Below are 24720 nucleotides of genomic sequence, written 5' to 3'. Positions count from 1 at the left end.
TCGTCGGGCCGGCTCCGTACGTCCTTGTACGTCCCTCTTCCCGACGGGAGCGCCCCTTCTCGTGGCTACATTCCTCTACAAACTCGGACGGTTCGCCTTTCGGCGACGCCGCTTCGTCGCCCTCATATGGGTGGCGCTGCTGGCCGTCGCCGGAGTCGGCGCCGCCACCGCGTCCTCGCCCGCCGCCGACTCCTTCTCCGTACCGGGTACGGAGTCGCAGAAGACCTTCGACCTGCTGGGTGAACGCTTCCCCGGCACCAAGGCGGACGGCGCCACCGCGCGCGTGGTCTTCAAGGCGCCCGACGGGCAGCAGGTGACCGCACCGGCACAGAAGAAGGCCGTCGAGAAGGTCGTCGGCGAGCTGAAGTCCTCCTCGCCGCAGGTCGCCTCGGTCTCCGACCCGTACCTGGCCAAGGGGTGGCCCAGGACGGCAAGATCGCCTACGCGCAGGTCACCTACAAGGTCTCCGGCTTCGAGCTGAAGGACGACGCGCGCGACGCGCTCAAGGAAGCGGCCCAGCACGGCCGGGACGCCGGACTGACCGTCGAGATCGGCGGCAACGCGCTCCAGGCGATGCCGGAGACCGGCGCCACCGAGGTCATCGGCATCGTCATCTCCGCCGTCGTCCTCGTCATCACCTTCGGCGCGCTGATAGCCGCCGGCCTGCCGCTGCTGACCGCGCTGATCGGCGTGGGCATCGGCGTCTCGTCCATCACCGCGCTCGGCAGCGTCCTGGACCTGTCCAGTACGACGTCCACCCTCGCCATGATGATCGGCCTCGCCGTCGGCATCGACTACGCGCTGTTCATCGTCTCCCGCTACCGCTCCGAACTGGCCGAGGGCCGCGAGCGGGAAGAGGCGGCCGGGCGCGCGACCGGCACCGCCGGGTCCGCCGTGGTCTTCGCCGGACTGAGCGTCGTCATCGCCCTGGTGGGCCTGTCGGTGGTCAACATCCCGATGCTCACCAAGATGGGCATCGCGGCGGCCGGCACGGTCGTCATCGCCGTCCTCGTCGCCCTGACCCTGATCCCCGCGCTGCTGGGCTTCGCGGGCAAGCGGGTGCTGAGCCGCAAGGCCCGCAAGGGCGCCACCGACCCCGGGGAGGCCGAGGGCGGCAAGCCCAACATGGGCACCCGCTGGGCGCGCTTCGTGCTGCGGCGTCCGGTCGCCGTACTGCTCGCCGGAGTCGTCGGCCTGGGCGTCATCGCCGTACCCGCCGCCTCGCTGGAGATGGGCCTGCCGGACGACGGCGCCCAGCCCACCAGCACCACCCAGCGCAAGGCGTACGACCTGCTCTCCGAAGGCTTCGGGCCGGGCTTCAACGGCCCGCTGATGCTGGTCGTGGACGGACAGGGCGGCAAGGACCCGAAGGCCGCGGCGACGCGGGTCGCCGGGACCGTCGCGAAGCTGGACGGCGTCGCGGCCGTCACCCCGCCCACCTTCAACCAGGCGGGCGACACGGCGCTGCTGAACGTCGTGCCGAAGTCCAAGCCGAGCAGCACCGAGACCGAGGACCTGGTCCACGAGATCCGCGGCAAGGCGGGCGACGCGGCCCGGGACGCCGACGCGCGGGCGCTGGTCACCGGCACCACCGCGATGAACATCGACGTCTCCGAGAAGCTCAACGACGCGCTGCTGCCCTATCTGGCGCTGGTCGTCGGCCTGGCCTTCCTGCTGCTGATGGTCGTCTTCCGGTCCGTGCTGGTGCCCCTGAAGGCGGCCCTCGGCTTCCTGCTGTCGGTCGTCGCGGCCCTCGGCGCGGTGGTCGCGGTCTTCCAGTGGGGCTGGCTGGCGGACCTGTTCGGCGTCGAGCAGACCGGCCCGGTCATGAGCATGATGCCGATCTTCATGGTGGGCGTGGTCTTCGGACTCGCCATGGACTACGAGGTCTTCCTCGTGACCCGGATGCGGGAGGCGTTCGTCCACGGGGAGCGCCCCGGGCAGGCCGTCGTCACCGGCTTCCGGCACGGCGCGCGGGTGGTCACGGCCGCCGCGGTCATCATGATCTCGGTCTTCGCGGGCTTCATCGGCTCCTCCGAATCCATGATCAAGATGATCGGATTCGGGCTCGCCGTCGCCGTCTTCTTCGACGCGTTCGTGGTCCGCATGGCCCTCGTCCCCGCCGTCCTCGCGCTCCTCGGACGCGCGGCGTGGTGGCTGCCCAAGTGGCTCCAGCGCGCCCTGCCCAACGTGGACGTCGAGGGCGAACAGCTCCAGAAGCACCTCGCGCCCGGACCGGCCGAAAAGCCGGAACTCACCAAGGTGTGACGGCCGAGGCGTGACGAGCCCCGGGGCGGCCGCGTGAGCGGCGCGTCCGCCCCGGTCCGCGCCGCCCCGTGGGGACGGGGCGCGGCGCGCGTGACACGGTCCGGCGACGGGTCCCGTACGGAACGGGGCCGGTCGCCGGGCCGTGCCCGTACCTCAAGAAGTGCGCCCCGCCAGCCCCGGCGCCGCGTACACCGCCTCGACCAGCGCCAGGTTGCGGGTGTCGTCGCCCGTCGTGCCGCTGCCGAACTTGTTCATCACGTACGCGTACGCCAGCCGGCTCTCCGGGTCGGCGAAGGCGAGGAGCCGCCCGCGCCGCCATGGCCGAAGGCCGTACGGTTCGGGCCGAAGTAGTGGGACTCGTTGAGCATGTAGCCGGAGGCCCAGGCGAACGGCAGGTCCTCCTCCGCGAACGCGCCGAGCACCAGGTCGCGTTCGCCGGGACGGCTCTGCCGCTCCCGCAGGGACGCGAGGGTGCCGGGGCCGACCAGCTCGCCGTCGGCCAGCGCGCGGTAGACCGCCGCCAGGCCGCGCGCGGTGGCGTTGCCGTTGCCGGCGGGGATCTCGGCCGCGCGGCACGCGGCGCTGTTCACGTCTCCCATGGGCATGTGGCGCATGGCGAGCGCCAGCGGGGCGAACGGGTGAGAGTCCAGGGACCGTACGGTCCCGTCCGGGATGCCCGGGAACGCGCTGCTGAGGACGCCGTCGCCCTCCGGGCCGATGAACCGGGCGCAGCGGCCGTGCTCCGAGGCCGGCGTGCCGATGTACAGGTCGGCGCCGAGCGGCTCGGTGATCTCCGTACGCAGGAAGGTGCCGAGCGAGACCCCGGTGATACGGCGTACGACCTCGCCGACCAGGAAGCCGAAGCTGACGGCGTGGTAGCCCTGGGCGGTGCCCGGCTCCCACCACGGCTCGGTGGCGGCGAGGACCGCGCAGGTCTTCTCCCAGTCGTACACGTCCTCGGCCGTCAACCGCTCCCGGGGACCGATCAGGCCCGCGCGGTGCGAAAGCAGCCAGCGCACCGGCACCTCGCCCTTGCCGGCCTGCGCGAACTCCGGCCAGTAACGGGCGACCGGCGCGTCCAGGTCCAACTCGCCCCGGTCGGCGAGCAGGTGGGCGCACAGGGCGGTCAGGCCCTTGCTCGTCGAGTACACGGTGACCAGCGTGTCGCGCTCCCACGGGCGGGTGCCTTCGGCGTCCGCGTGCCCGCCCCACAGGTCGACGACCTTCTCGCCGTCCAGGTACACCGCGACCGCGGCGCCCACCTCACCGCGTTCGGCGAAGTTGCGCGCGAACTCGGCCCGTACGTTCTCGAACTCCGGGGCACAGGTGCCCTGAACGGCTGCTGTCACGGTCGACGGCTCCTCACGCGGGCTGAGTGGTTGCCTCGGCAACCTAACCCCGGTCCGTGGCCCCGTCCAGGACGCCTCTGAACACTTGGACGGTCTTGGCGCATACCCGCCCTCGGACCGCCGCCGGCCAGCCCTCGGGCCGCCGTCAGACCGCCGTCCGCTCCCGGTGCGACGTGTCCTCGTCCAGCAGCCGCGCCGCCATGTTGTCCAGCGCGCGCGCCAGCCGGGCGCGGTCCTCGGGGTCCTCCGCGGTCCAGCCCTCCAGCCGCTCGTCCAGCCACTCGCGCCAGGCGACGATCAGCCGGTCGATCTCGGCGCGGCCCGCCTCGGTGGGCTCCAGCCGCCCGTCGTCGCCGTACCGCGCGTAGCCGGACCCGATCACCCGCGTGAAGACCGGCTCCAGCACCTCGTCCGGCATCCGGTGCGCCTGGGCGACGGCCGTCAGCGACGTCCGGCCGTGGATGCGCGTACGCCAGTGGATCTGGCCCAGCGCCCACGCCTGGCCGGGCGTGAGCGGACTGCCGGACGCGGCCAGCACCTCCAGGCTCACCGGCCCCTCCGCCTTGCGCATCGCCCGTGCCACCGCACGCTCCAACTGCTGGTCGGAATCGGTGGAGTCGGGCGCCGCGAAACCCTCGCCGAGGTCACCGGCGGCCGCCCGCGCGCTGTCCCGCAGCGGCACCTCCTTGAGGAACCACGCCACCACGAACCCGGCCAGCGCGACCGGCACCACCCACTGGAAGACGTGGTTGACGGTGTCCGCGTACGCGTCGATCACCGGCCTGGCCTGCGCTTCGGGCAGCCGGTGCAGCGCCTGCGGGCTCGCCGCCGCCTCCGGCGGCACGCCCGGGGACTTCGCCAGCGCGGCCTTCAGATTGGGGTCGAGGCGGTTGCTGTAGAGCGTGCCGAAGACGGCCGTGCCGAACGACGAGCCGAGCGTACGGAAGAAGGTCACGCCCGAGGTCGCCGAGCCCAGCTCGTGGTAGTCGACCGTGTTCTGCACCGCGATGGTCAGCACCTGCATCGCCAGCCCGATACCGAGGCCGAGCACGAACATGTACAGCGATTCGAGCCAGACGCCGGTGTCCGCGCCCATCGTCGACATCAGGTACAGGCCGAGCGTCATCACGCCCGTACCGACGATGGGGAAGACCCGGTAGCGGCCGGTGCGGCTGACGACGACGCCGGAGAGCATCGAGGTGCCCAGCAGCCCGGCCACCATCGGCAGCGTCCGCACGCCCGACATGGTCGCCGAGACCCCGTCGACGAACTGGAGGTAGGTCGGCAGGTACGTCATCGCGCCGAGCATCGCGAAGCCGACGATGAAGCTGAGCACCGAGCAGACGGTGAAGACCGGGTTGCGGAACAGATGCATCGGGAGCATCGGCTCCTTGGCCCGCAGCTCCACGAAGACGAAGCCCGCCAGCAGCACCAGCGATCCCGTGAACAGGCCGATGATGACCGGCGAGCCCCAGGCGTACTCGTTGCCGCCCCACTCCAGGCCCAGCACCAGGCCGGAGGAGCCCAGCGCGACCAGCACGATGCCGATGTAGTCGATCACCGGGCGGACCGCGGCCCGTACGACCGGGACCGTGCGCGCCGCCATCACGACCATCACGATCGCGATGGGGATGTTGACGTAGAAGCACCAGCGCCAGGACGCGTGGTCGGTGAACAGGCCGCCCAGCGTGGGCCCGACGACCGTGGTCACCCCGAAGACGGCGCCCAGCGCGCCCTGGTACTTGCCGCGTTCGCGCAGCGGGATGACGTCCGCGATCAACGCCATCGCGGTGACCATCAGGCCACCGCCGCCGACGCCCTGCACGGCGCGCGCCACGACCAGCATCAGCATCGAGGCCGAGGCGCCGGCCAGGATCGAGCCGCCGACGAAGACCACCGCGCTGACCTGGAAAATGATCTTCCGGCCGAAGAGGTCGCCGAACTTGCCGACCAGCACCGTCGCCACGGTCTCCGCCAGCAGGTACGCCGTCACCACCCACGCCATGTGCCCGCCGCCGCCCAGGTCCGCCACGATCGTGGGCAGCGCGGTGGACACGATCGTCTGGTCCAGGGCGGCCAGCAGCATGCCGAGCACGATCGTGGTGAAGACCAGGTTGGTACGGCGGCGGTTGAGCGCGGGCGGAGTGCTGCGCGCTTCGGGGGCGGAGGCTTGCGCGGCGGCCGTGGTCATGGACCAAGCCTTTGCGCCAATGCCCCGCTTCGCCACCTTTTGCTGCTGTGGGGGTGACGCGCCGCCGCCGTTTCGCGCCCCGAGCGCTCTTGCGACCCGTTTGCAGTACGGCCACGATGAAGGGATCGCGCGGCTGAGCGGAGACCCTCATGCACGTACCCGACGGATTCATCGACGCCCCCGTCTCGGCCGCCACCGGCGTCCTCGCCGCTGCCGCCGTCGCCGTCAGCCTGCGCGGCGCCCGCCGTGAACTGGGCGGCCCCGGGCCGCACGCCGGACTCGGCGCCGAACGCACCGCGCCCCTCGCCGGTCTCGTCGCCGCCTTCATCTTCGCCGTCCAGATGCTCAACTTCCCCGTCGCCGCCGGGACCAGCGGGCACCTGCTCGGCGGCGCGCTGGCCGCCATCCTCGTCGGCCCGTACACGGGCGTGCTCTGCGTCTCCGTCGTCCTGCTCATGCAAGCCGTGCTCTTCGCGGACGGCGGGCTGACCGCGCTCGGTGTCAACATCACCGACATGGCGGTGGTGACCACCGTCGTCGCGTACTGGATCTTCCGCGGCCTGGTCAAGGCGCTGCCGCGCGGCCACCGAGCGGTGACGGCCGCCGCCTTCGTGGCCGCCGTCATCTCCGTACCGGCCGCCGCCGTCGCCTTCACCGGCCTGTACGCGCTGGGCGGCACCACCCACGTACCGATCGGCACCGTCTTCGCGGCGATGACCGGCGTGCACGTCCTCATCGGCATCGGCGAGGCCGCCATCACCGCGCTCACCGTCGGTGCGGTCCTCGCCGTGCGCCCCGACCTCGTGTACGGGGCGCGCGGGCTGGCCAAGCCGCTCCAGCTGCGGACTTCCCCTTGGCCGGACCCGCGGCGGGAGCGGGGAGCCCGGTTCCGGGCCGTCGGCGGCGCCGGTCACCGGCCCGCGGCCGGCCGGCGCCCGGCGCTCCGCCCGCCGCCTCTGGCTGGCCGGCGTCGCCGTCGCGCTCGTCTGCGCGGGCGGCGTCAGCTACTACGCCTCCAGCAGCCCGGACGGTCTGGAGAAGGTCGCGCAGGACCAGGGCATCGACGCCAAGGCCGAGGAGCACGCCGCGCAGGACTCGCCGCTGGCCGACTACAGCGTCAAAAACATTGCGAACCCCCGGATCAGCGGCGGGCTCGCCGGGGTGATCGGGGTGGGCGCGACACTCGCCGCCGGCACCGGCGTCTTCGTCGTCGTACGGCGCCGGCGCGGCGCGGCCCGGGACGCCGCAGAGGCGGACGGCGCTGCCGGGACCGCTACGGCTTCCGAGGCCGGCACCACCGCCGGAGACGCACCGGCGCCCCCGCGGCACACCCCGGAATCGGCCTGACATGAGCGCCGGGCACGCCCACAAGCTCTACCGGCACGGGCACTCGCCGGTGCACGCCCTGCCACCGCACTGCAAGATCGCGGCGGTGCTCTGCTTCGTCCTGGCCGTCGTCGCCACCCCGCGCACCGCCGTCTGGACCTTCGCCCTGTACGCGCTGCTGCTCGCCGCCGTCGCGGCGGCCGCCCGGGTGCCCGCCGCCTTCCTGCTCAAGCGGCTGCTCATCGAGGTGCCGTTCGTGGCCTTCGCCGTCCTGATGCCGTTCGTCGCCACCGGGCCGCGCGTCCACATCCTGGGGACGGGGCTGAGCGAGCCCGGACTCTGGGGCGCCTGGAACATCCTCGCCAAGGGCACCCTGGGCGTCGCCGCCTCCGTCCTGCTCGCCGCCACCACCGACCTGCGCGGCCTGCTGCTCGGCCTGCAACGGCTGCGGATGCCGCCGCTGCTCGTCCAGATCGCCTCCTTCATGATCCGGTACGGCGACGTCATCGCCGACGAACTGCGGCGGATGCGCATCGCCCGCCTCTCCCGCGGCTTCGAGGCACGCGGCGTACGCCACTGGGGCGTCCTCGCCAAGACCGCGGGCGCCCTGTTCATCCGCTCCTACGAACGCGGCGAACGCGTCCACCTCGCCATGGTCAGCCGTGGTTACACGGGCACCCTGCCCGTACCGGACGCCGCCGCGGCGACCGGCGCCCAGTGGACCCGCGCCGCCGCCCTGCCCGCCGCCGCCCTCGCCGTATGCCTGCTGGGATGGACCCTTTGAACAACCCCCTGCGCACCCGCGCCACCGCCCCGCCCCCGGAAACCCCCGCGCCCTCCCTGGAGGTCGCCGGGCTCGCCTACGCCTACCCCGACGGACACCAGGCCCTCTACGGCGTCGACCTGACCGTCGCCCGCGGCGAGCGGGTCGCCCTGCTCGGGCCCAACGGCGCCGGCAAGACCACCCTCGTCCTGCACCTGAACGGCATCCTCGCGCCCGGCGCCGGCACGGTCACGGTCGCCGGGCTGCCCGTCGTCCGCCGCCACCTCGCCGAGATCCGCCGCCGCGTCGGCATCGTCTTCCAGGACCCCGACGACCAGCTGTTCATGCCGACCGTCCGCGAGGACGTCGCCTTCGGGCCCGCCGCGGCCGGGCTGCGCGGCGCCGAACTGGCGGCGCGGGTCACCGAAGCCCTCGGCCGCGTCGGCATGGCGGACTACGCCGACCGCCCGCCGCACCACCTCTCCTTCGGGCAGCGCCGCCGGGTCGCGGTCGCCACCGTCCTCGCGATGCGCCCCGAGATCCTCGTCCTGGACGAGCCCTCGTCCAACCTCGACCCCGCCTCCCGCCGTGAACTGGCCGACATCCTGCGGGCGTTGGACGTGACGGTGCTGATGGTCACGCACGACCTGCCGTACGCGCTCGAACTGTGCCCGCGCGCCGTCGTGCTCTCCGAAGGCGTCATCACCGCCGACGGGCCCACCCGGCACCTGCTGAGCGACACGGAACTGATGGCCGCGCACCGACTCGAACTGCCCTTCGGATTCGATCCGCGCTCTGTGACGCTCCCCACGCCCTGACGACCCCAGCGCCCTGGCGGCACCCCCGCACACCGCGTCCGCCGCCGCCGCTGGTCACCAGCACTGATCCGCGCGTTGCACCATTGATAGGTCACAAACGCGACGGATGAGTGGGAAGCGGGAAACAGTGGTGGACGTCCAGGGCACGGTCGCGGACGGCTTCGAGCCGGTCCGGGACGCCTTCGCGGCCAACTTCGCGCGGCGCGGCGAGCGCGGCGCGGCTGTCGCCGTCTACCGGCACGGGCGCAAGATCGTCGACCTGTGGGCAGGCAGCCGGGACGCCGACGCCCCCGAGGACGGCGGAGCCCCTGGGAGGCGGACACCGCCCAGGTCGTCCGCTCCGCCACCAAGGGCGTCGCCGCGATCGTCCCGCTCCTGCTGCACCAGCGCGGCCTGCTCGACCTGGACGCGCCGGTCGGTACGTACTGGCCCGAGTTCAAGGCCGCCGGCAAGGAACGCGTCCTGGTCCGCCACCTCCTCTCGCACCGCGCCGGACTGCCCGTCCTGGACACCCCGCTCACCCCGGAACAGGCCGTCGACGGCGTCAGCGGCCCCGCCGCTCTCGCCGCCCAGGCCCCCGCCTGGACCCCCGGCACCGAGCACGGCTACCACGCCCAGACCTACAGCTGGCTGCTGGCCGAACTGGTACGGCGGGTCACCGGCCGCACCATCGGCACCTGGATCGCCGACGAGATATCCGGGCCCCTCGGCCTGGAACTGTGGGTCGGCGCCCCCGCCGACGCGCTCGCCCGCACCGGCCGCCTGGCCGACGTCGAGGCACCCCCGCGCCCGCCGCCGCCGGACTGCGCGTCCGCCCCAAGCGCAGCGTCACCGACGCCTACCGCGACCCCGCCTCCCTCACCCGGCGCGCCTTCGGCGCCATCACCCCGGCCCCCGACGAGAACGCCGACGCCTACCGCGCCGCCGAACTCCCCGCCTCCAACGGCATCGCCACCGCCCGCGCCCTGGCCCGCTGCTACGCGGCGCTCATCGGCCCCGTCGACGGCCACCCCCGCCTCTTCGCGCCCGCCACGCTCACCCTGGCCCGTACGGAGGAGTCCGCGGGCCCCGACCGCGTCCTCGTGGTCAATACCCGCTTCGGCCTCGGCCACATGCTGCACGGCCCCGCCGCGCCCCTCCTGGGCCCCGGCTCCTTCGGCCACCCCGGCCGCGGCGGCTGCCTGGCCTTCGCCGACCCCGAGTCCGGCACCGCCTTCGGCTACGTCACCAACGGGATGCAGCAGAACGTGACGGCCGACCCGCGGGCCCAGGCGCTGGTACGGGGGCTGCGGGCGGCGCTGGAGGACTGAGCGCGCGGTGCGGACGTGTCGCAAGGGGCGGGAGGGGCACCCGTACGCCTGACGAGCCACTCCACACCTCAAGGAGCCGACATGGGCGACGAGCGCAAGCTGACGGACCCCCGGGAAGCCGGACCCGACCAGGACAAGCCGAAGCCGCTGGACAGCGAGCGGGACCGCAGCGCCGAGGAGGTCAACGCCGACCAGCCGTCCGTACGCGGCGAGAAGCCGAAGCCGGCGCCGAAGCGGTACTGACCGGGCGCCCCACGCGGTCTGTTGCCGCCGGGGCATATGCGCCAAGGTGGGCGCATGCGGCGATTCGACGGCTACAGCGTACTGATCACCGGCGCCGGCCGGGGCATCGGCGAGGCCACCGCGCGGCGGCTCGCCGCCGAGGGCGCGCGGGTCCTGGTCACCGACCTGGACGCGGACCGCGCCGAGAAGGCGGCCGCCCGCATCCGCGTGAGCGCACCCGTGCGTGACAGCGGCGGCACCGCCGAGGCGCTCGCCTGTGACGTCGCGGACCGCACCGCCGTCGAGGCGGCCGTCGCACACGCCGTACGGCGTTTCGGCGGGCTCGACGTGCTGGTCAACAACGCCTGCCGCTGCACCCCCGACGCCCCGCTCTTCGACGGCCAGCGGGACGAGGACTGGGCCGGCGACCTGGACATCACCCTCAACGGCGCGTACCGCTGCGCCCGCGCCGCCCTGCCCCACCTGGCCGCCGCGGGCGGCCGCGGCGCGATCGTCAGCGTCGGCTCGGTCAACGGCGAGCAGGACTTCGGCAACCACGCCTACAGCGCCGCCAAGGCGGGCCTGGCCTCCCTCACCCGTACGCTCGCGGGCGAGGCGGCCGGGCGGGGCGTACGGGTCAACCTGGTCGCGCCGGGCACGGTCGACACCCCCTACTGGGGCGACCGCCCCGAAGCACTGGAGCGCGCCGCGGCCGAGTACCCCCTGGGCCGCGTCGGCCGCCCCGCCGACATCGCCGCCGCCGTGGCCTTCCTGGCCTCCTCCGACGCCGCCTGGCTCACCGGCGTCACGCTCCCGGTGGACGGCGGCATCCTGATCGCCAACACGTCCCTGAGCCGGGGACTGCACAGCGGCGGCCCGGAAGCGTCCCGCTAGCGCAGCATCAGCGCGATCCCCGCGACCATCAGCCCCGCCGCCGCGAGCCGCGGGGCGCCGAAACGTTCCTTGAAGAACAGCGTGCCGATGGCCGCGCCCACGATGATCGAGGACTCGCGGAGCGCGGCGATCGGCGCCAGGTCGGCCCGCGTCTGGGCCCACAGGACCAGGCCGTAGGCGAAGACGGACAGCACCCCGCCGGCCGCGCCGCGCACGGCCACCGGACGCAGCTGGGCCAGGAGCAGCCGGCGCCGGGTGGCCAGCGCGTACCCGGGGATCGCCAGGCCTTCGAGGACCATCAGCCAGCCGATGTAGCCGAGGGCGGTGCCGGAGGCGCGGACGCCGATGCCGTCCACCGTCGTGTACGAGGCGATGGCCAGCCCGGTGGCGAGCGCGGCGACGATGGCCGGCCAGTGCGGCTTCGTACCGGAGCCCCGGATGCCCCACAGCGCCAGGCCGACCAGGCCCGCCGAGGCGAGCACCACCCCGGCCAGGGCCCAGGCGTCGGGCACCTCACCGACGAAGACGGCGGCCAGGACCGTGACGGCGAGCGGTGCGGTGCCCCTCGCGATGGGGTACATCTGCCCGAACTCGCCCATCCGGAAGGACTGCATCAGCAGCACCTGGTAGACGATGTGCAGCACGGTGGAGCCGGCGAGCGGGAGCCACGCGGCGGGCGCGGGCAGCGGCGCGAAGCAGGCCAGCACCGCGCCGCAGACCGCACCGCCGCCGCCGACCAGCGTGAAGGCGATCAGCTGGTCCTCGATGTGGTGCGCGATCGCGTTCCAGCTGGCGTGGGTGACGGCGGCGGTCAGGACCGCCGCGACGACCAGGGGGCTCATGCGGCGCGCTCGCGCACGTCGGCCGCCCGGCTCCGGGCGTACGGGGCGGCCGGGGATCCGGGGGCGGCGCCGGGGGCCGGTGGGCGGAGGGCTTCGTGACCGTACGGGAAATGGCGCATGGCCCGCACGCTAGCTGTAGCTGTACGGGCCATGCGATGGTGCGCGGGAGGGGTGGGGGAGATCACCCCGGGGGCGCCCCCGGGGGCGGCGGGGCTCAGCCCGCCGACAGGATCGACCGGACGACCGGCCCGGCGTTCGAGCCGCCGTGCCCGCTGGCCGGGACGACGGCGGCGGCCGCGATGTCGCCGCGGTAGGCGGTGAACCAGGCGTTCGGCTTCTCCTGCCCGTCGACCTCGGCCGAGCCGGTCTTCGCGCCGATGTCACCGCTGAGCCCGGACATCGCCTCGGCCGCCGTGCCGGAGGTGGCGGTCAGCTTCATCAGCGACTTCAGCGCGGACGCGGTGTCCGGCTTCATCGCGCGCGGCGCCTTGGCCAGGGCCCGGCCGTCCAGCGCGGGCGCGACGATGTACGGCTGGTGGAAGCCGCCGTTCTGCACGGTCGCGGCGACGGAGGCGACGGTCAGCGGGTTCATCCGCACGCCGCCCTGCCCGATCAGCGAGGCGGCCATCTGCGCGTCGCTCTGCACCGGCACCGCGCCGTCGAACGTCGGGATGCCGGTCTGCCAGTTCAGGCCGATGCCGAAGACGTCGCGGGCCTGCTTGGTCAGGTCGTCGTCCGCGAGCTTGGGCGCCATGGAGATGAAGGCGTTGTTGCAGGACGCGGCGAAACTCTGCGCGAAGGTGCCGTTCTTGATCTCGGTCTTGTTCAGGTTCTGGAACTTCCAGCCGCCGACCGTCACGAACTTCTCGCACGGGTGCGGCTTGCCCGGCGCCGTCAGGCCCTTGTCGATGAGCATCGAGGCCGTCACGACCTTCATCGTCGAGCCCGGGGCCAGCGAACCCTGGGTGGCCGTGTTGAAGCCCTTCTCCGGGGAGTTGGCGATGGCCAGGATCTCGCCGGTGCTCGGCTTGAGGGCGACCGCCGACGCCTTCGGCTTGCCCTTGACGGCCTTCTCCGCCGCGGCCTGCACCGTGGCGTCCAGGGTGGTCTTCAGGGTGCCCGGCGTGCCCTTGGAGAGCACCTTCAGCGTCTCGTCCGGCTGCTGTGTCGCCTTGTCGCGGGCGGCCCGGTGGACGGACAGCTCCACGCCGGGCTTGCCGTCCGTCTTCTTGCCGTACTTGTCGCGCAGGCTGTCCAGCACCCCGGCCAGCGCCGGGTGCGCCTCCTTGGTCAGCTCGGCGCCGTTGCGGTCCACGGCCTTGATGGGCGGCGCCTCGGCCTCGCCGGTCCGCAGCACGTCGCCCTTGCCCAGCTTCGGGTGCAGGATGCTCGGCGCCCAGGCGACCCGCGGCTCGCCCGTCTCCTTGTCGCGCTTGACGGTCAGTGAGGTGCCGTAGGAGACGGGCGCCTTCAGGTTCTTGTACGCGATCTGCGCGGCGACCGTGTAGGCGACCTTGTCGCCGGAGGCCTTGCCCGGGGTGAGCTTCAGGTCCGTGAAGTGGGTCTGCTTCGGGTAGGCGGCCAGCCCGGCGGCGGCCGCCTTCGCGTCGTCCGTGAGGGCGGCGGCCCGGTCGGCGGCGCCCGCCTTCCAGGCGTCGAGGAACTTGCCCGCGGTGCCGGTGACTTCCGCGGCGGACAGCGGCCCCGTCTTCACCTCGGGCGCTCCGTCGCCGGGCTTGCCGTCCCGGGCCGCGCGGACCTCCTGGGCCGGATCGCCGTCGCCGGACCCGCCGAGCAGCGTGTAGCCGCCGACACCGCCCAGGACCAGGGCCACCGCCCCGCCGATCAGCCCGTACCTCACCTCACGGCGCATCTCGCCGATCCCCTCCCGAATCCTCGTTCTTCAGCACGCACACAAGAACGTGCAGCGCACTCTATGGGACACGGGGTGCGGGAGTGAGTTCCGGCCCTGTGACGCGGACGACGCCGGCGGGGCGCCGCCGTGCCTCAGGTGTGCGGCTGCTGCCGGGGCGGCCGGCGCCGGGGGCCGACGACCTCGACCGGGCTGATGCGGAAGACCGTGGTCTTCTGCCCGTCCACCTCGGCCGTGGCCTGGAGACCGGGGGCGTCACCGAGCAGCGGGTTGTTGTTCTCCTGCCAGGTCAGCCCCGGGTAGTGCTGCCGTTCGCCCCAGATCTCGGCCTCCTCCCTGGCCTGCTCGATGTCGAGGAAAGCGGCGAGGGCCAGCTCCTTGCAGGCGGGTGCGACGGTGCGCAGCGCGCCGTGGTCCTGGACCTGTTCCGGCTTGTTGTGCTCGATGACGTACACGATCTTCGGGGTGCTCACCTGCGGTCCCTCCCTGGCCGTCCGGGGCCGCGGGCGACGATCGGCATTGACCGGCATCGTTCGACGGAGGCCAAGTATGACCGCCGGTCCTGCGCGGACGGCGCTTTCGGCGTACGGAATCCGGCCGTGTCGGCACCTGGGCCCAGGTCTTCTAGACCCAGGTGTCGAACCACATCCGGTGGTGCCAGGCGCTCTTGGGGATCGGCTGCCCGGTGTAGAGCGGGTAGAAGTAGATGAAGTTCCAGATGATGAGCAGGACGAGTACCCCGGCGCCGACCGCGCCGACCGCGCGCCGCCGTTCGCCCGACCCCGACGGGCCGAGGAGCGCCCCGATCAGCATGGCCAGGGCCAGGCACACGAACGGCACGAACACCACCGCGTAGAACAGGAAGATCGTCCGGTCCTGGTACAGGAACCACGGCAGATAGCCCGCCGCGATGCCGCAGGCGACGGCGCCCGCCCGCCAGTCCCGTCGGAACAGCCAGCGGTAGAGCACGTACAGGATCGCGAAGCAGCCTGCCCACCACAGCAAGGGAGTACCCAGCGCGAGCACTTCCCGTGCACAGCCCTCGGCCGCCTTGCAGCCGTCGTGCCCCATCTTGGGGTCCTCGTAGAAGTACGAGACGGGACGGCCCTGGACCAGCCAGCTCCAGGGGTTGGACTGGTACGTGTGCGGCGTGGACAGGCCCTTGTGGAAGTCGTAGACCTCCGTCTCGTAATGCCACAGGCTGCGCAGCCAGTCCGGCAGCCACTGCCAGCCGCCCGCCCGGCCCTCCGGCGTGGCGGTGGCCCAGTCGCGGTAGTAGCCACCCTTGGTGACCACCCAGCCGGTCCACGTCACCAGGTACGCGGCCAGGCCCACCACGACGGTCGAGACGAACGCGGGCACCACGTCCCGGCGCAGCGCCGCGCGCACCGGGTGCCGGGCACCGGCCGTGCGCCGCGCGGCCACGTCCCACAGCACCGACAGCACGGCGAACGCCGCCAGGAAGTACAGGCCGTTCCACTTGCTCGCGGCGGACAGGCCCAGGCACAGCCCGGCGGCCAGCCGCCACGGCCGCCACCCCAGCCGCATCCGGTCGCCCACCCGCTCGTCCGGCCGGGCCAGCCCGTCCGTGCCGACCGGCAGCGCCGCCGCCAGCCGCGCCCGGGTGCGGTCCCGGTCCACCAGCAGGCAGCCGAACGCCGCCACCACCCAGAACATGACGATGAGGTCCAGCAGCGCGGTACGGCTCATCACGAAGTGCAGGCCGTCCACCGCCAGCAGCACGCCCGCCAGGCAGCCCAGCACCGTGGAGCGCAGCAGCCGGCGGCCGATGCGGCAGATCATCAGCACCGACAGGGTGCCGAGCAGTGCGACCATGAACCGCCAGCCGAAGGGGTTCATCCCGAACACCCACTCGCCCAGCGCGATCATCCACTTGCCCAGCGGCGGATGGACGACGTAGGAGTGCTCGGGCGAGAGCAGGATCTCCGGGGGTGCGCCACGAGCGCGTCGTTGGCGTTCTTCGCCCAGGTGCCCTCGTAGCCGTACTGGAGCAGCGACCAGGCGTCCTTGGGGTAGTACGTCTCGTCGAATATCACCTTCGCCGGGCTGCCCAGGTTCCAGAACCGCAGCAGGCCCGCGAGAAGCGCGACCAGCAGCGGGCCGCCCCAGCCCGACCAGCGCGCCAGCCGGCCGGCGGCGGCCGGGCCCAGGCCCAGGACCGTCCACACCCGCGTCCCCGGCTCGGGGAACGCCGGCACCAGCCGCTCGCGGGCGTCGGCCTGCGGCTGCCCGGCGTAGCCGAACCGGCGCAGCCTGCGCTGCCACCGCCGGGGCTGCCCGGCGGCCTCCTCCTCGGCGCGGTCTGCGTCTGTCGCGGTGTCACTCGTCACCGGCCCATCGTAGGGAAGCGGTCTGTGCGGGACGTGAGGGCCGCGCGGCCGGGGCCCGAGGTCCGGTGCGGGCGGGGCGTACGGGGCCGGTGGGCCGCGTGCGGCCGCCGCCACCGGGACGCGCCGCACCGTACGGCTGGGAGGATGGGGGCGTGACTGGAACGCTGGTACTTGCAGGGACGCCCATCGGCGACGTCGCGGACGCCCCGCCGCGGCTCGCCGCCGAACTGGCCGCGGCCGAGGTGATCGCCGCCGAGGACACCCGGCGGCTGCGCCGCCTGACCCAGGCGCTCGGCGTGCACACGACCGGCCGCGTCGTGTCGTACTTCGAGGGCAACGAGGCGGCCCGCACCCCCGAGCTGGCCGACGCCCTCGAAGCGGGCGCCCGCGTCCTGCTCGTCACCGACGCCGGCATGCCCTCGGTCTCCGACCCCGGCTACCGGCTGGTCGCCGCCGCCGTCGAGCGCGGCATCAAGGTCACCGCCGTGCCCGGCCCCAGCGCGGTGCTCACCGCGCTCGCCGTGTCCGGCCTGCCCGTGGACCGGTTCTGCTTCGAGGGCTTCCTGCCCCGCAAGCCCGGCGAACGCCGCTCCCGGCTGCGCGAGGTGGCCGACGAGCGCCGCACCCTCGTCTACTTCGAGGCGCCGCACCGCCTCGACGACACCCTCGCCGCCATGAGCGAGATCCTCGGCGCCGAGCGCCGCGCCGCGGTCTGCCGCGAGCTGACCAAGACCTACGAGGAGGTCCGGCGCGGCCCCCTGGAGGAGCTGGCCGCGTGGGCGGCGGACGGCGTACGCGGCGAGATCACCATCGTGGTCGAGGGCGCCCCCGAGACCGGCCCGCAGGACCTCGGCCCCGAGGAACTCGTGCGTCGCGTACACGTCAGGGAGGAGGCGGGGGAGCGCCGCAAGGAGGCCATCGCCGCCGTCGCCGCCGAGACCGGCCTTCCCAAGCGCGAGGTGTTCGATGCCGTCGTGGCGGCAAAGAATGCGGCGCGAACGGGACCGGCGGAAGGTAAATGACTAGCCTGGAAGGTAAAACGCGGGCCGCGCAGCGGGGCCGATTCTCTGTCCCCCGCCAAATCTGGGCCAACAGCTGACCGCCCTTGCTGCGCCACCGCCGGGGAAGGCGTCCACTGGGAGGTGGGACGTTCGTCCCCGGAGACCTTGTCCAGCGGGCAAGAGGAGCGGCTATGAGTGACATCGCGCGTACGCCGGGCAGCATCACCACCGGTGCCCACCCCACCCCCGGGCCGACCCCCCGGCACACGAGGCCTACGCCTTCGCGTGCATGAGGTGCGGCCACGGCTGGGAGCAGGCGTACGAGATAACACACCACGTCGACGGGGACGGGCGCACGCACTGTGTGTACTACGCGGACGGCGAGCGCGTCCCCTCCCCCTGACCCGGCCCACCTGCCTGAACTGCGGCGCGCACGTCGTCCGCATCATGCGGGCCGGACAGGTCTCCATGGTCTCCAAGGCGATCGCCAGTCTGTACGAGCAGCCGTCGGCGGGCGCCGCCGAGGGCCACGCGGGCGCGGGCGCGGGAACCGTCCCGCAACAGGGCGAGAACAGCGAGCCCAGCGGGAACAGCGGGACCACCGCCGACGGCGGCGCCACCGCGGACGGCCACCGCGCACGCCACCACTGGCACCTCGCCGACCTGCTGCACCCCTTCCAGCACCACCGCAGGTGAGCCGGCGGCCGCGGTCCCGTCCGGTGGCCGTCACCGGCCCCTCGTAGGATCGCGGCCATGAGCAAGAGCACCAAGGACGCGCCGCCGCCGCTGCCCGAACCGCTTCGGGTGCCGGTGGCGGACTCGCACACCCACCTGGACATGCTCCCCCAGCTACCGCTGGGAGGGGCCCCCACCGGCACGGTCACCGAGGCCCTGGCCAAGGCCGCCTCCGTGGGCGTGACCACCGTCGTCCAGGTCGGCTGCGACGTGAACGGCTCGCGCTGGGCCGCCGAGACCGCCGCCGCGCACGAGGCCGTGCACGCGACGGTCGCGCTGCACCCGAATGAAGCGCCGCGGATCGTGCTCGGTGATCCTGGGGGAGGCGGGTCGCGGCAGGGCGCCCGGGAGGCCGGCGGGGACGCCGCCCTCGACGCCGCGCTCGCCGAGATCGACGCCCTCGCCGCCCTGCCGCACGTCCGCGGCGTCGGCGAGACCGGCCTGGACCACTTCCGCACCGGCCCCGACGGCATGGCCGCCCAGCAGCGCTCCTTCCGCGCCCACATCGAGATCGCCAAGCGGCACGGCAAGGCCCTGGTCATCCACGACCGCGAGGCCCACGACGACGTGTTGCGGATCCTGCGCGAAGAGGGCGCGCCGGAGAGCGTCGTCTTCCACTGCTACTCGGGCGATGCCGAGATGGCCAAGGTCTGCGCCGAGGCCGGATACTTCATGTCCTTCGCGGGCAACGTCACCTTCAAGAACGCCCAGCCGCTGCGCGACGCCCTCGCCGTCGCCCCGCCCGAACTGGTGCTCGTCGAGACCGACGCGCCCTTCCTCACCCCCGTCCCGTACCGCGGACGGCCTAACGCCCCGTATCTCATTCCGGTCACGCTGCGGGCCATGGCCGAGGTCAAGGGAATGGCGGAGGACGCCCTGGCCACCGCCGTCGCCGCGAACACGGCGCGCGCCTTCGGCTACTGAGGGGCCCTCCGGGACGGCCGCGGCACAATAGCGCGACGACACTGTGCAGCGGGTCCGCTTTGGAGAGTCACCCGCGCTCCGCTACATTCCGGGCCGACACCCGGACCCGTGGCACGTGGAGCGTCGTGACTCATTCGCAGGGCAGCCACCACCTCGCGCACGGCGGACACGGACCCAGCACCGAGCCGCCGCGCGACGCAGCCGTCGAGAACCCCGACCCGTACGGGCGGTACGCGGCGTACGGCGATCACACGGCGTACGGGGCGCAGGGAGGACACCGGGCGCAGGGCGAGTACGGGGCCTACAGCGCGTACAGCGAGTACGGGCCGTACGACGTGTACGAGACGTACAGCCCGTACGGAACGGCCGACCGGTACGAGCGCCACGACCCCGCACGGGACGGCCGCGCCGGCTCCGGGCCGGCCCCCGCGCCCCCGTACCCGTATCCGGCGCGCGACACCGACGACGCCCGGCAGCCGCAGGACACACCGGGCGGCCCGGCAAGCCCGCCCGGCACCGGCGAGACCTGGGAGACGCCCGAGGCCGCCGCCTCCCCGGCGCCCGGACGCGTGCCCCACCAGGGGCCGCTGGTCCCGCTGCGCGACGACCTCGCCGGCGTCCCCGCCCCCGCGCCGGCGGCCGGGCCGCCGCCCGCCGCGCCTCCCGCGGCACCGCCCACCGCCGCGGCATGACCGGCCGGCTCAACGCCACCGACCGCCGCGGCGCCGACGGCACCGAACCCCGCCGCCGCCTCCTCCCGCAGGCCCTCGTCGTGGCCTTCCTGGCCGGCGGCACCTCCGCGTTCATCGCCCACGACAAGGCCGTCCGCATCGACGTCGACGGCGAACCCCGCACCCTGCACACCTTCGCCGCCGACGTCGGCGACCTGCTCGCCGACGAGGACGTCGAGGTCGGCGCGCACGATCTCGTCCAGCCCGCCGCCGACGCCGCGCTGACCAGCGGCGACGAGATCACCGTCCGCTACGGGCGGCCGGTCCGCCTCACCCTCGACGGCGAACACCGCCAGGTCTGGACGACCGCCGAGACCGTCGGCGGCGCGCTGCGCCAGCTCGGCGTCCGCGCCGAGGGCGCCTACCTGTCCACCCACCCCGCCCGGCGCATCGGCCGCAACGGCCTCGACCTCGACGTCCGCACCGAACGCAGCGTCACCTTCGTCGCCGACGGCCGCGAGCACACCGTCCGCACCAACGCCGCCACCGTCAGCGAAGCCCTCGACCAGGCGGGCATCGTGCTGCGCGGTGAGGACATCACCTCCGTGGCACCCGAGTCCTTCCCGCGCGACGGCCAGACCGTCTCCGTCCTGCGGATCACCGGCACCGAGAAGGTCCGCGAGGTGACCATCCCGTTCGAGACGGTCAAGCGGGCCGACCCGACGCTCTTCAAGGGCACCGAGACGGTGGTCCGCCAGGGACAGCCCGGCGTACGCCGCCTGACCTACGAGATCCGCACGGTCAACGGCGTCCAGCAGAAGCCCAAGAAGGTCGGCTCGGAGGTCGTCCGTGAGCCCCGCGACCGGATCGTGCACGTCGGCACCAAGCCGATGCCGATGAGCGTGGACGGGGCCGACCACCTGAACTGGGGCGCGCTCGCCCAGTGCGAGGCCGGCGGCCGCCCCGACGCGGTCGACGCGTCCGGCACCTACGGCGGCCTGTACCAGTTCGACACCGGCACCTGGCGCGGCCTCGGCGGCAACGGACGCCCCCAGGACGCACCGGCCAGGGAACAGACCTACCGCGCCAAGAAGCTCTACATCAGCCGGGGCGCGAGCCCGTGGCCGGTGTGCGGGCGCAAGCTGCACGACTGAGCGTGCGGGGGGGACGGTCCGGGCGCGGGCCGGGCCGCCGCCCCGCCCCGGACCGGCGACGGAGCCAGGGCGCGGCGGGCGCCGTCGCCGAGCCCCGCCCCGCGCGCCGTAAGCTGCACGGGTGAGCAACAGCAGCCCCACCGACGAGCCCGGCCCCCTCCTCGGCGCCGCCGACATCCGCGAACTGGCCACCGCGCTGGGCGTCCGCCCCACCAAGCAGCGCGGCCAGAACTTCGTCATCGACGCCAACACCGTCCGGCGCATCGTGCGCACCGCCGAGGTACGGCCGGACGACGTCGTCGTCGAGGTCGGCCCCGGGCTCGGCTCGCTGACGCTGGCCCTGCTGGAGGCCGCCGACCGGGTCACCGCCGTCGAGATCGACGACGTCCTGGCCGCCGCGCTGCCCGCCACCGTCGAGACCCGGCTGCCCGGGCGCGCCGACCGCTTCGCGCTCGTGCACAGCGACGCCATGCTCGTCCAGGACCTGCCGGGGCCCGCGCCCACCGCGCTGGTGGCCAATCTCCCGTACAACGTCGCCGTCCCCGTCCTGCTGCACATGCTCGCGACGTTCCCGACCATCGACCGCACCCTGGTCATGGTCCAGTCCGAGGTCGCCGACCGCCTCGCGGCCCGGCCCGGCAACAAGGTGTACGGCGTGCCGTCGGTCAAGGCCAACTGGTATGCGGAGGTCAAGCGGGCCGGCGCGATCGGCCGCAACGTGTTCTGGCCGGCGCCCAACGTCGACTCCGGCCTGGTCTCGCTCGTCCGCCGCGAGAAGCCGGTCGAGACCACCGCGAGCCGCGCGGAGGTCTTCGCCGTCGTCGACGCGGCGTTCGCCCAGCGCCGCAAGACGCTGCGCGCCGCCCTGGCCGGATGGGCCGGATCGGCCGCCGCCGCCGAGACCGCGCTGGTCGCCGCGGGCGTCTCGCCGCAGGCCCGTGGCGAGGCGCTGACCGTCGAGGAGTTCGCCCGTATCGCCGAGCACAGGCCCGTGCGCGAAGGGAGCGCCGCGTGACCGCCTCCGTCACCGTCCGCGTACCCGCCAAGGTCAACGTCCAGCTCGCCGTCGGCGGCGCCCGCCCGGACGGCTTCCACGACCTGGCCAACGTCTTCCTGGCCGTCGGCCTCCACGACGAGGTCACGGCCACCCCTGCCGAGTCGCTGCGCGTCACCGCGACCGGCCCGGACACCGACCGCGTCCCCCTCGACCGCACGAACCTGGCCGCCCGCGCCGCGGAACTCCTGGCCGCCCGGCACGGCATCGCGCCCGACGTGCACCTGCACATCGCCAAGGACATCCCCGTCGCGGGCGGCATGGCCGGCGGCAGCGCGGACGCGGCGGGCGCCCTGGTGGCGTGCGACGCGCTGTGGGGCACCGGCGCGACCCGCGAGGAACTGCTCGCCCTCTGCGCCGAACTCGGCAGCGACGTGCCGTTCTCCCTGGTGGGCGGGGCGGCGCTGGGCCACGGCCGCGGCGAACTGCTGACGCCGCTGGAGGTGGGCGGCACGTTCCACTGGGTCTTCGCGGTGGCCGACGGCGGCCTGTCCACGCCCGCCGTCTACGCCGAGTTCGACCGCCTCACGGAGAACGCGGACGTCCCGGCCCCGGAGGCTTCCCCGGCCCTGCTCGACGCCCTGCGCACCGGCGACGCGACCGCCCTGGCCCCCGCCCTCGCCAACGACCTCCAGCCCGCGGCCCTCTCCCTGCGCCCGTCCCTGGCCGCCACCCTCACGGCGGGCACCACCGCCGGAGCCCTCGCGGCCCTGGTCTCCGGCTCGGGCCCCACCACGGCCTTCCTCGTCAAGGACGCAGACACCGCCGCCTCGGTCGCCGACGCCCTGCTGACCTCCGGCACCTGCCGGGCCGCCCGGGTGGCGGCGGGACCGGTGCGGGGCGCGACGGTCGTCTGAAGCGGCGCGGGGCGCGCACGGGCCCCGCGGAGCGCGCAGCACCGGCTCGCACCCCCGCGCGGCAAGCACGCGGGGAAAAGCCTCCGGGGGCCGGACTAGGCTGTCGGGAGGACCCCGACCGATGGAGTGAAGTGTGGCCGTCAACCTCGTCAATCTGGAAGCCGTGGGCAAGGTGTACGGAACCCGTGCACTGCTCGACGGCATTTCCCTGGGTGTCAATGAGGGGGACCGGATCGGCGTCGTGGGGCGTAACGGCGACGGCAAGACGACCTTGATCCGGATCCTCGCGAAGCTGGAGGACGCCGACGACGGCCGGGTGACGCACAACAGCGGACTGCGGCTCGGCGTGCTGACCCAGCACGACTCGCTGGACCCGGCCGCGACCGTGCGCCACGAGGTCATCGGCGACCTCGCGGACCACGAGTGGCGGGGCAACGCCAAGATCCGGGACGTGCTGACCGGGCTGTTCGGCGGGCTGGACCTGCCGGGGCTGGGGCAGGGCCTGGACACCGTGATCGGCCCGCTGTCGGGCGGTGAGCGCCGCCGGATCGCGCTGGCCAAGCTGCTGATCGCCGAGCAGGACCTGATCGTGCTGGACGAGCCGACGAACCACCTGGACGTCGAAGGCATCTCCTGGCTCGCCGACCACCTGCGCGAACGCCGCTCGGCGCTGGTCTGCGTCACGCACGACCGCTGGTTCCTGGACCAGGTGTGCACCCGTATGTGGGACGTGCAGCGCGGCGACGTCCACGAGTACGAGGGCGGCTACAGCGACTACGTCTTCGCGCGCGCGGAGCGCGAGCGCATCGCGGCGAGCGAGGAGGCCAAGCGGCAGAACCTGATGCGCAAGGAGCTGGCCTGGCTGCGCCGGGGCGCTCCGGCGCGCACCAGCAAGCCGCGGTTCCGTATCGAGGCGGCCAACGAGCTGATCGCGGACGTGCCGCCGCCGCGGGACACCGCCGAGCTGATGAAGTTCGCCAACTCGCGGCTGGGCAAGACCGTCTTCGAGCTGGCCGACGTGACCGTGCAGGCCGGGCCGAAGGTGCTGCTCAAGCATCTGACGTGGCAGCTCGGCCCGGGCGACCGGATCGGCCTGGTCGGCGTGAACGGCGCGGGCAAGACCTCGCTGCTGCGGGCGCTGGCCGAGGCGGCGCGTACGGAGGGCGAGGCGCAGCCGGCGGCCGGGAAGATCGTGGTCGGCAGGACGGTGAAGCTGGCCTACCTGTCGCAGGAGGTCGCCGAGCTGGACCCGGCGCTGCGGGTGCTGGAGGCCGTGCAGCGGGTGCGCGAGCGGGTGGACCTCGGCAAGGGCCGGGAGATGACCGCGGGCCAGCTGTGCGAGAAGTTCGGCTTCACCAAGGAGAAGCAGTGGACGCCGGTCGGCGACCTGTCGGGCGGTGAGCGGCGGCGGCTGCAGATCCTGCGGCTGCTGATGGACGAGCCGAACGTGCTGTTCCTGGACGAGCCGACCAACGACCTGGACATCGAGACGCTGACGCAGCTGGAGGACCTGCTCGACGGCTGGGCGGGGTCGCTGGTGGTCATCAGCCACGACCGGTACTTCGTCGAGCGGACCACCGACCGGGTGTTCGCGCTGCTGGGCGACGCGACGCTGCGGATGCTGCCGCGCGGGCTGGACGAGTACCTGGAGCGGCGCCGGCAGGTGATCGACGCGGCGGCGCCCGCGCCGGCCCCGGCGCAGGACGCGCCGAAGCAGAAGCCGGCGGCCGTGACGCGGGCGGCGCAGAAGGAGTTGCAGAAGATCGAGCGGCAGCTCGACCGCATCGGCGAGAAGGAGACGAAGCTGCACGCGCAGATCGCCGAACACGCCACGGACTTCGAGAAGGTGGCGGGGCTGGACGCGCAGCTGCGGGAGCTGGCGGGCGAGCGGGAAGAGCTGGAGATGCGGTGGCTGGAGCTGGCGGAGGACGCGTAGCGGACACGCCGCCACCGCCGGAGCCGGCCACGATCGATCGGCTCCGGTGCATCTCCTGTCACATTCGGCCAAGAAGTTGGGGGTAACTGCCCCCGATTGGCCGGGATTTCAGCATGGCGACAGGCTTCTTCCCCTGAGGGGGCGCGCAATGTCGAACAAGCGTGTAGCTTCCGGGGGCAAG

At 73.6% G+C, this 24720-nt stretch carries 16 protein-coding genes and 5 pseudogenes; 15 read left to right on the top strand and 6 right to left on the bottom strand.

All coding sequences use genetic code 11. From position 1 onward, the window contains the following. Window positions 1–61 precede the first annotated feature (61 nt). Window positions 62–2268, top strand: a pseudogene (locus ACEXOX_RS20705) (MMPL family transporter). Between the two features lie 254 nt (window positions 2269–2522). Here the strand turns inward: ACEXOX_RS20705 and ACEXOX_RS20700 are convergent. Further along, window positions 2523–3617, bottom strand: coding sequence for a serine hydrolase domain-containing protein (locus ACEXOX_RS20700; RefSeq protein WP_406522424.1), 1095 nt, complete (start codon window positions 3615–3617; stop codon window positions 2523–2525). Window positions 3618–3762: 145 nt separating this feature from the next. After that, on the bottom strand, window positions 3763–5808 hold the full coding sequence (locus ACEXOX_RS20695; protein ID WP_406522423.1) for an MFS transporter: 2046 nt from the start codon (window positions 5806–5808) through the stop codon (window positions 3763–3765). 149 nt (window positions 5809–5957) lie between these two features. Here ACEXOX_RS20695 and ACEXOX_RS20690 point away from each other — a divergent pair. From ACEXOX_RS20690 to ACEXOX_RS20665, 6 genes and pseudogenes are all read left to right on the top strand, one after another. Then, window positions 5958–7155: pseudogene (locus ACEXOX_RS20690) on the top strand (energy-coupling factor ABC transporter permease). A 1-nt stretch (window position 7156) separates the two neighbouring features. Continuing rightward, complete coding sequence (gene cbiQ / locus ACEXOX_RS20685) at window positions 7157–7918, top strand: cobalt ECF transporter T component CbiQ (protein ID WP_406522422.1); 762 nt, start codon at window positions 7157–7159, stop codon at window positions 7916–7918. Then, window positions 7906–8715, top strand: a complete 810-nt coding sequence (locus ACEXOX_RS20680; protein ID WP_406522420.1) for an energy-coupling factor ABC transporter ATP-binding protein — start codon at window positions 7906–7908, stop codon at window positions 8713–8715. Before cbiQ ends, ACEXOX_RS20680 begins: the two co-directional genes overlap by 13 nt. 261 nt (window positions 8716–8976) lie before the next feature. Next, a pseudogene (locus ACEXOX_RS20675) lies at window positions 8977–10025 on the top strand (serine hydrolase domain-containing protein). An 81-nt stretch (window positions 10026–10106) separates the two neighbouring features. Then, window positions 10107–10268, top strand: coding sequence for a hypothetical protein (locus ACEXOX_RS20670; protein WP_406522418.1), 162 nt, complete (start codon window positions 10107–10109; stop codon window positions 10266–10268). Window positions 10269–10322: 54 nt separating this feature from the next. Continuing rightward, window positions 10323–11141 (top strand): SDR family NAD(P)-dependent oxidoreductase, encoded by an 819-nt coding sequence (locus ACEXOX_RS20665; RefSeq protein ID WP_406522416.1) that lies wholly within the window; start codon window positions 10323–10325, stop codon window positions 11139–11141. Here the strand turns inward: ACEXOX_RS20665 and ACEXOX_RS20660 are convergent. The 4 genes and pseudogenes from ACEXOX_RS20660 to ACEXOX_RS20645 all read right to left on the bottom strand — a co-directional run bounded on the left by ACEXOX_RS20660 (window position 11138) and on the right by ACEXOX_RS20645 (window position 16207). Next, window positions 11138–11983 carry an EamA family transporter gene (locus tag ACEXOX_RS20660; protein ID WP_406522414.1) on the bottom strand — a complete coding sequence of 282 codons (846 nt, stop codon included), beginning with the start codon at window positions 11981–11983 and terminating at the stop codon, window positions 11138–11140. The genes ACEXOX_RS20665 and ACEXOX_RS20660 overlap by 4 nt on opposite strands. 214 nt (window positions 11984–12197) lie before the next feature. Then, window positions 12198–13856 (bottom strand): penicillin-binding transpeptidase domain-containing protein, encoded by a 1659-nt coding sequence (locus ACEXOX_RS20655; protein ID WP_406522412.1) that lies wholly within the window; start codon window positions 13854–13856, stop codon window positions 12198–12200. Between the two features lie 134 nt (window positions 13857–13990). Further along, window positions 13991–14329: a hypothetical protein gene (locus tag ACEXOX_RS20650; protein WP_406522411.1), complete on the bottom strand. Its 339-nt coding sequence runs from the start codon at window positions 14327–14329 to the stop codon at window positions 13991–13993. A 151-nt stretch (window positions 14330–14480) separates the two neighbouring features. Next, window positions 14481–16207: pseudogene (locus ACEXOX_RS20645) on the bottom strand (dolichyl-phosphate-mannose--protein mannosyltransferase). A 152-nt stretch (window positions 16208–16359) separates the two neighbouring features. Between ACEXOX_RS20645 and rsmI the strand changes: the two are divergent. The 8 genes and pseudogenes from rsmI to ACEXOX_RS20605 all read left to right on the top strand — a co-directional run bounded on the left by rsmI (window position 16360) and on the right by ACEXOX_RS20605 (window position 24539). After that, window positions 16360–17229: a 16S rRNA (cytidine(1402)-2'-O)-methyltransferase gene (gene rsmI, locus ACEXOX_RS20640; RefSeq protein WP_030017165.1), complete on the top strand. Its 870-nt coding sequence runs from the start codon at window positions 16360–16362 to the stop codon at window positions 17227–17229. Between the two features lie 268 nt (window positions 17230–17497). Further along, window positions 17498–17904: pseudogene (locus tag ACEXOX_RS20635) on the top strand (hypothetical protein). A 57-nt stretch (window positions 17905–17961) separates the two neighbouring features. Next, complete coding sequence (locus ACEXOX_RS20630) at window positions 17962–18867, top strand: TatD family hydrolase (RefSeq protein WP_406522409.1); 906 nt, start codon at window positions 17962–17964, stop codon at window positions 18865–18867. Window positions 18868–18992: 125 nt separating this feature from the next. Then, window positions 18993–19559 carry a hypothetical protein gene (locus tag ACEXOX_RS20625; protein ID WP_406522407.1) on the top strand — a complete coding sequence of 189 codons (567 nt, stop codon included), beginning with the start codon at window positions 18993–18995 and terminating at the stop codon, window positions 19557–19559. Beyond that, window positions 19556–20692: a ubiquitin-like domain-containing protein gene (locus ACEXOX_RS20620; protein ID WP_406522406.1), complete on the top strand. Its 1137-nt coding sequence runs from the start codon at window positions 19556–19558 to the stop codon at window positions 20690–20692. The genes ACEXOX_RS20625 and ACEXOX_RS20620 overlap by 4 nt, the downstream gene beginning before the upstream one ends. 121 nt (window positions 20693–20813) lie before the next feature. Next, complete coding sequence (rsmA, locus tag ACEXOX_RS20615; RefSeq protein ID WP_406522404.1) at window positions 20814–21707, top strand: 16S rRNA (adenine(1518)-N(6)/adenine(1519)-N(6))-dimethyltransferase RsmA; 894 nt, start codon at window positions 20814–20816, stop codon at window positions 21705–21707. After that, window positions 21704–22603: a 4-(cytidine 5'-diphospho)-2-C-methyl-D-erythritol kinase gene (locus tag ACEXOX_RS20610; protein WP_406522402.1), complete on the top strand. Its 900-nt coding sequence runs from the start codon at window positions 21704–21706 to the stop codon at window positions 22601–22603. The genes rsmA and ACEXOX_RS20610 overlap by 4 nt, the downstream gene beginning before the upstream one ends. Window positions 22604–22736: 133 nt before the next feature. Beyond that, entirely contained in the window at window positions 22737–24539 is a 1803-nt protein-coding gene (locus tag ACEXOX_RS20605; protein ID WP_406522400.1) for an ABC-F family ATP-binding cassette domain-containing protein, read from the top strand. Window positions 24540–24720 lie beyond the last annotated feature (181 nt).

The sequence above is a fragment of the Streptomyces sp. Ac-502 genome (assembly GCF_045222935.1).
GTDB lineage: Bacteria > Actinomycetota > Actinomycetes > Streptomycetales > Streptomycetaceae > Streptomyces > Streptomyces monomycini.
This window is presented reverse-complemented; position numbering and strand designations above follow the sequence as displayed.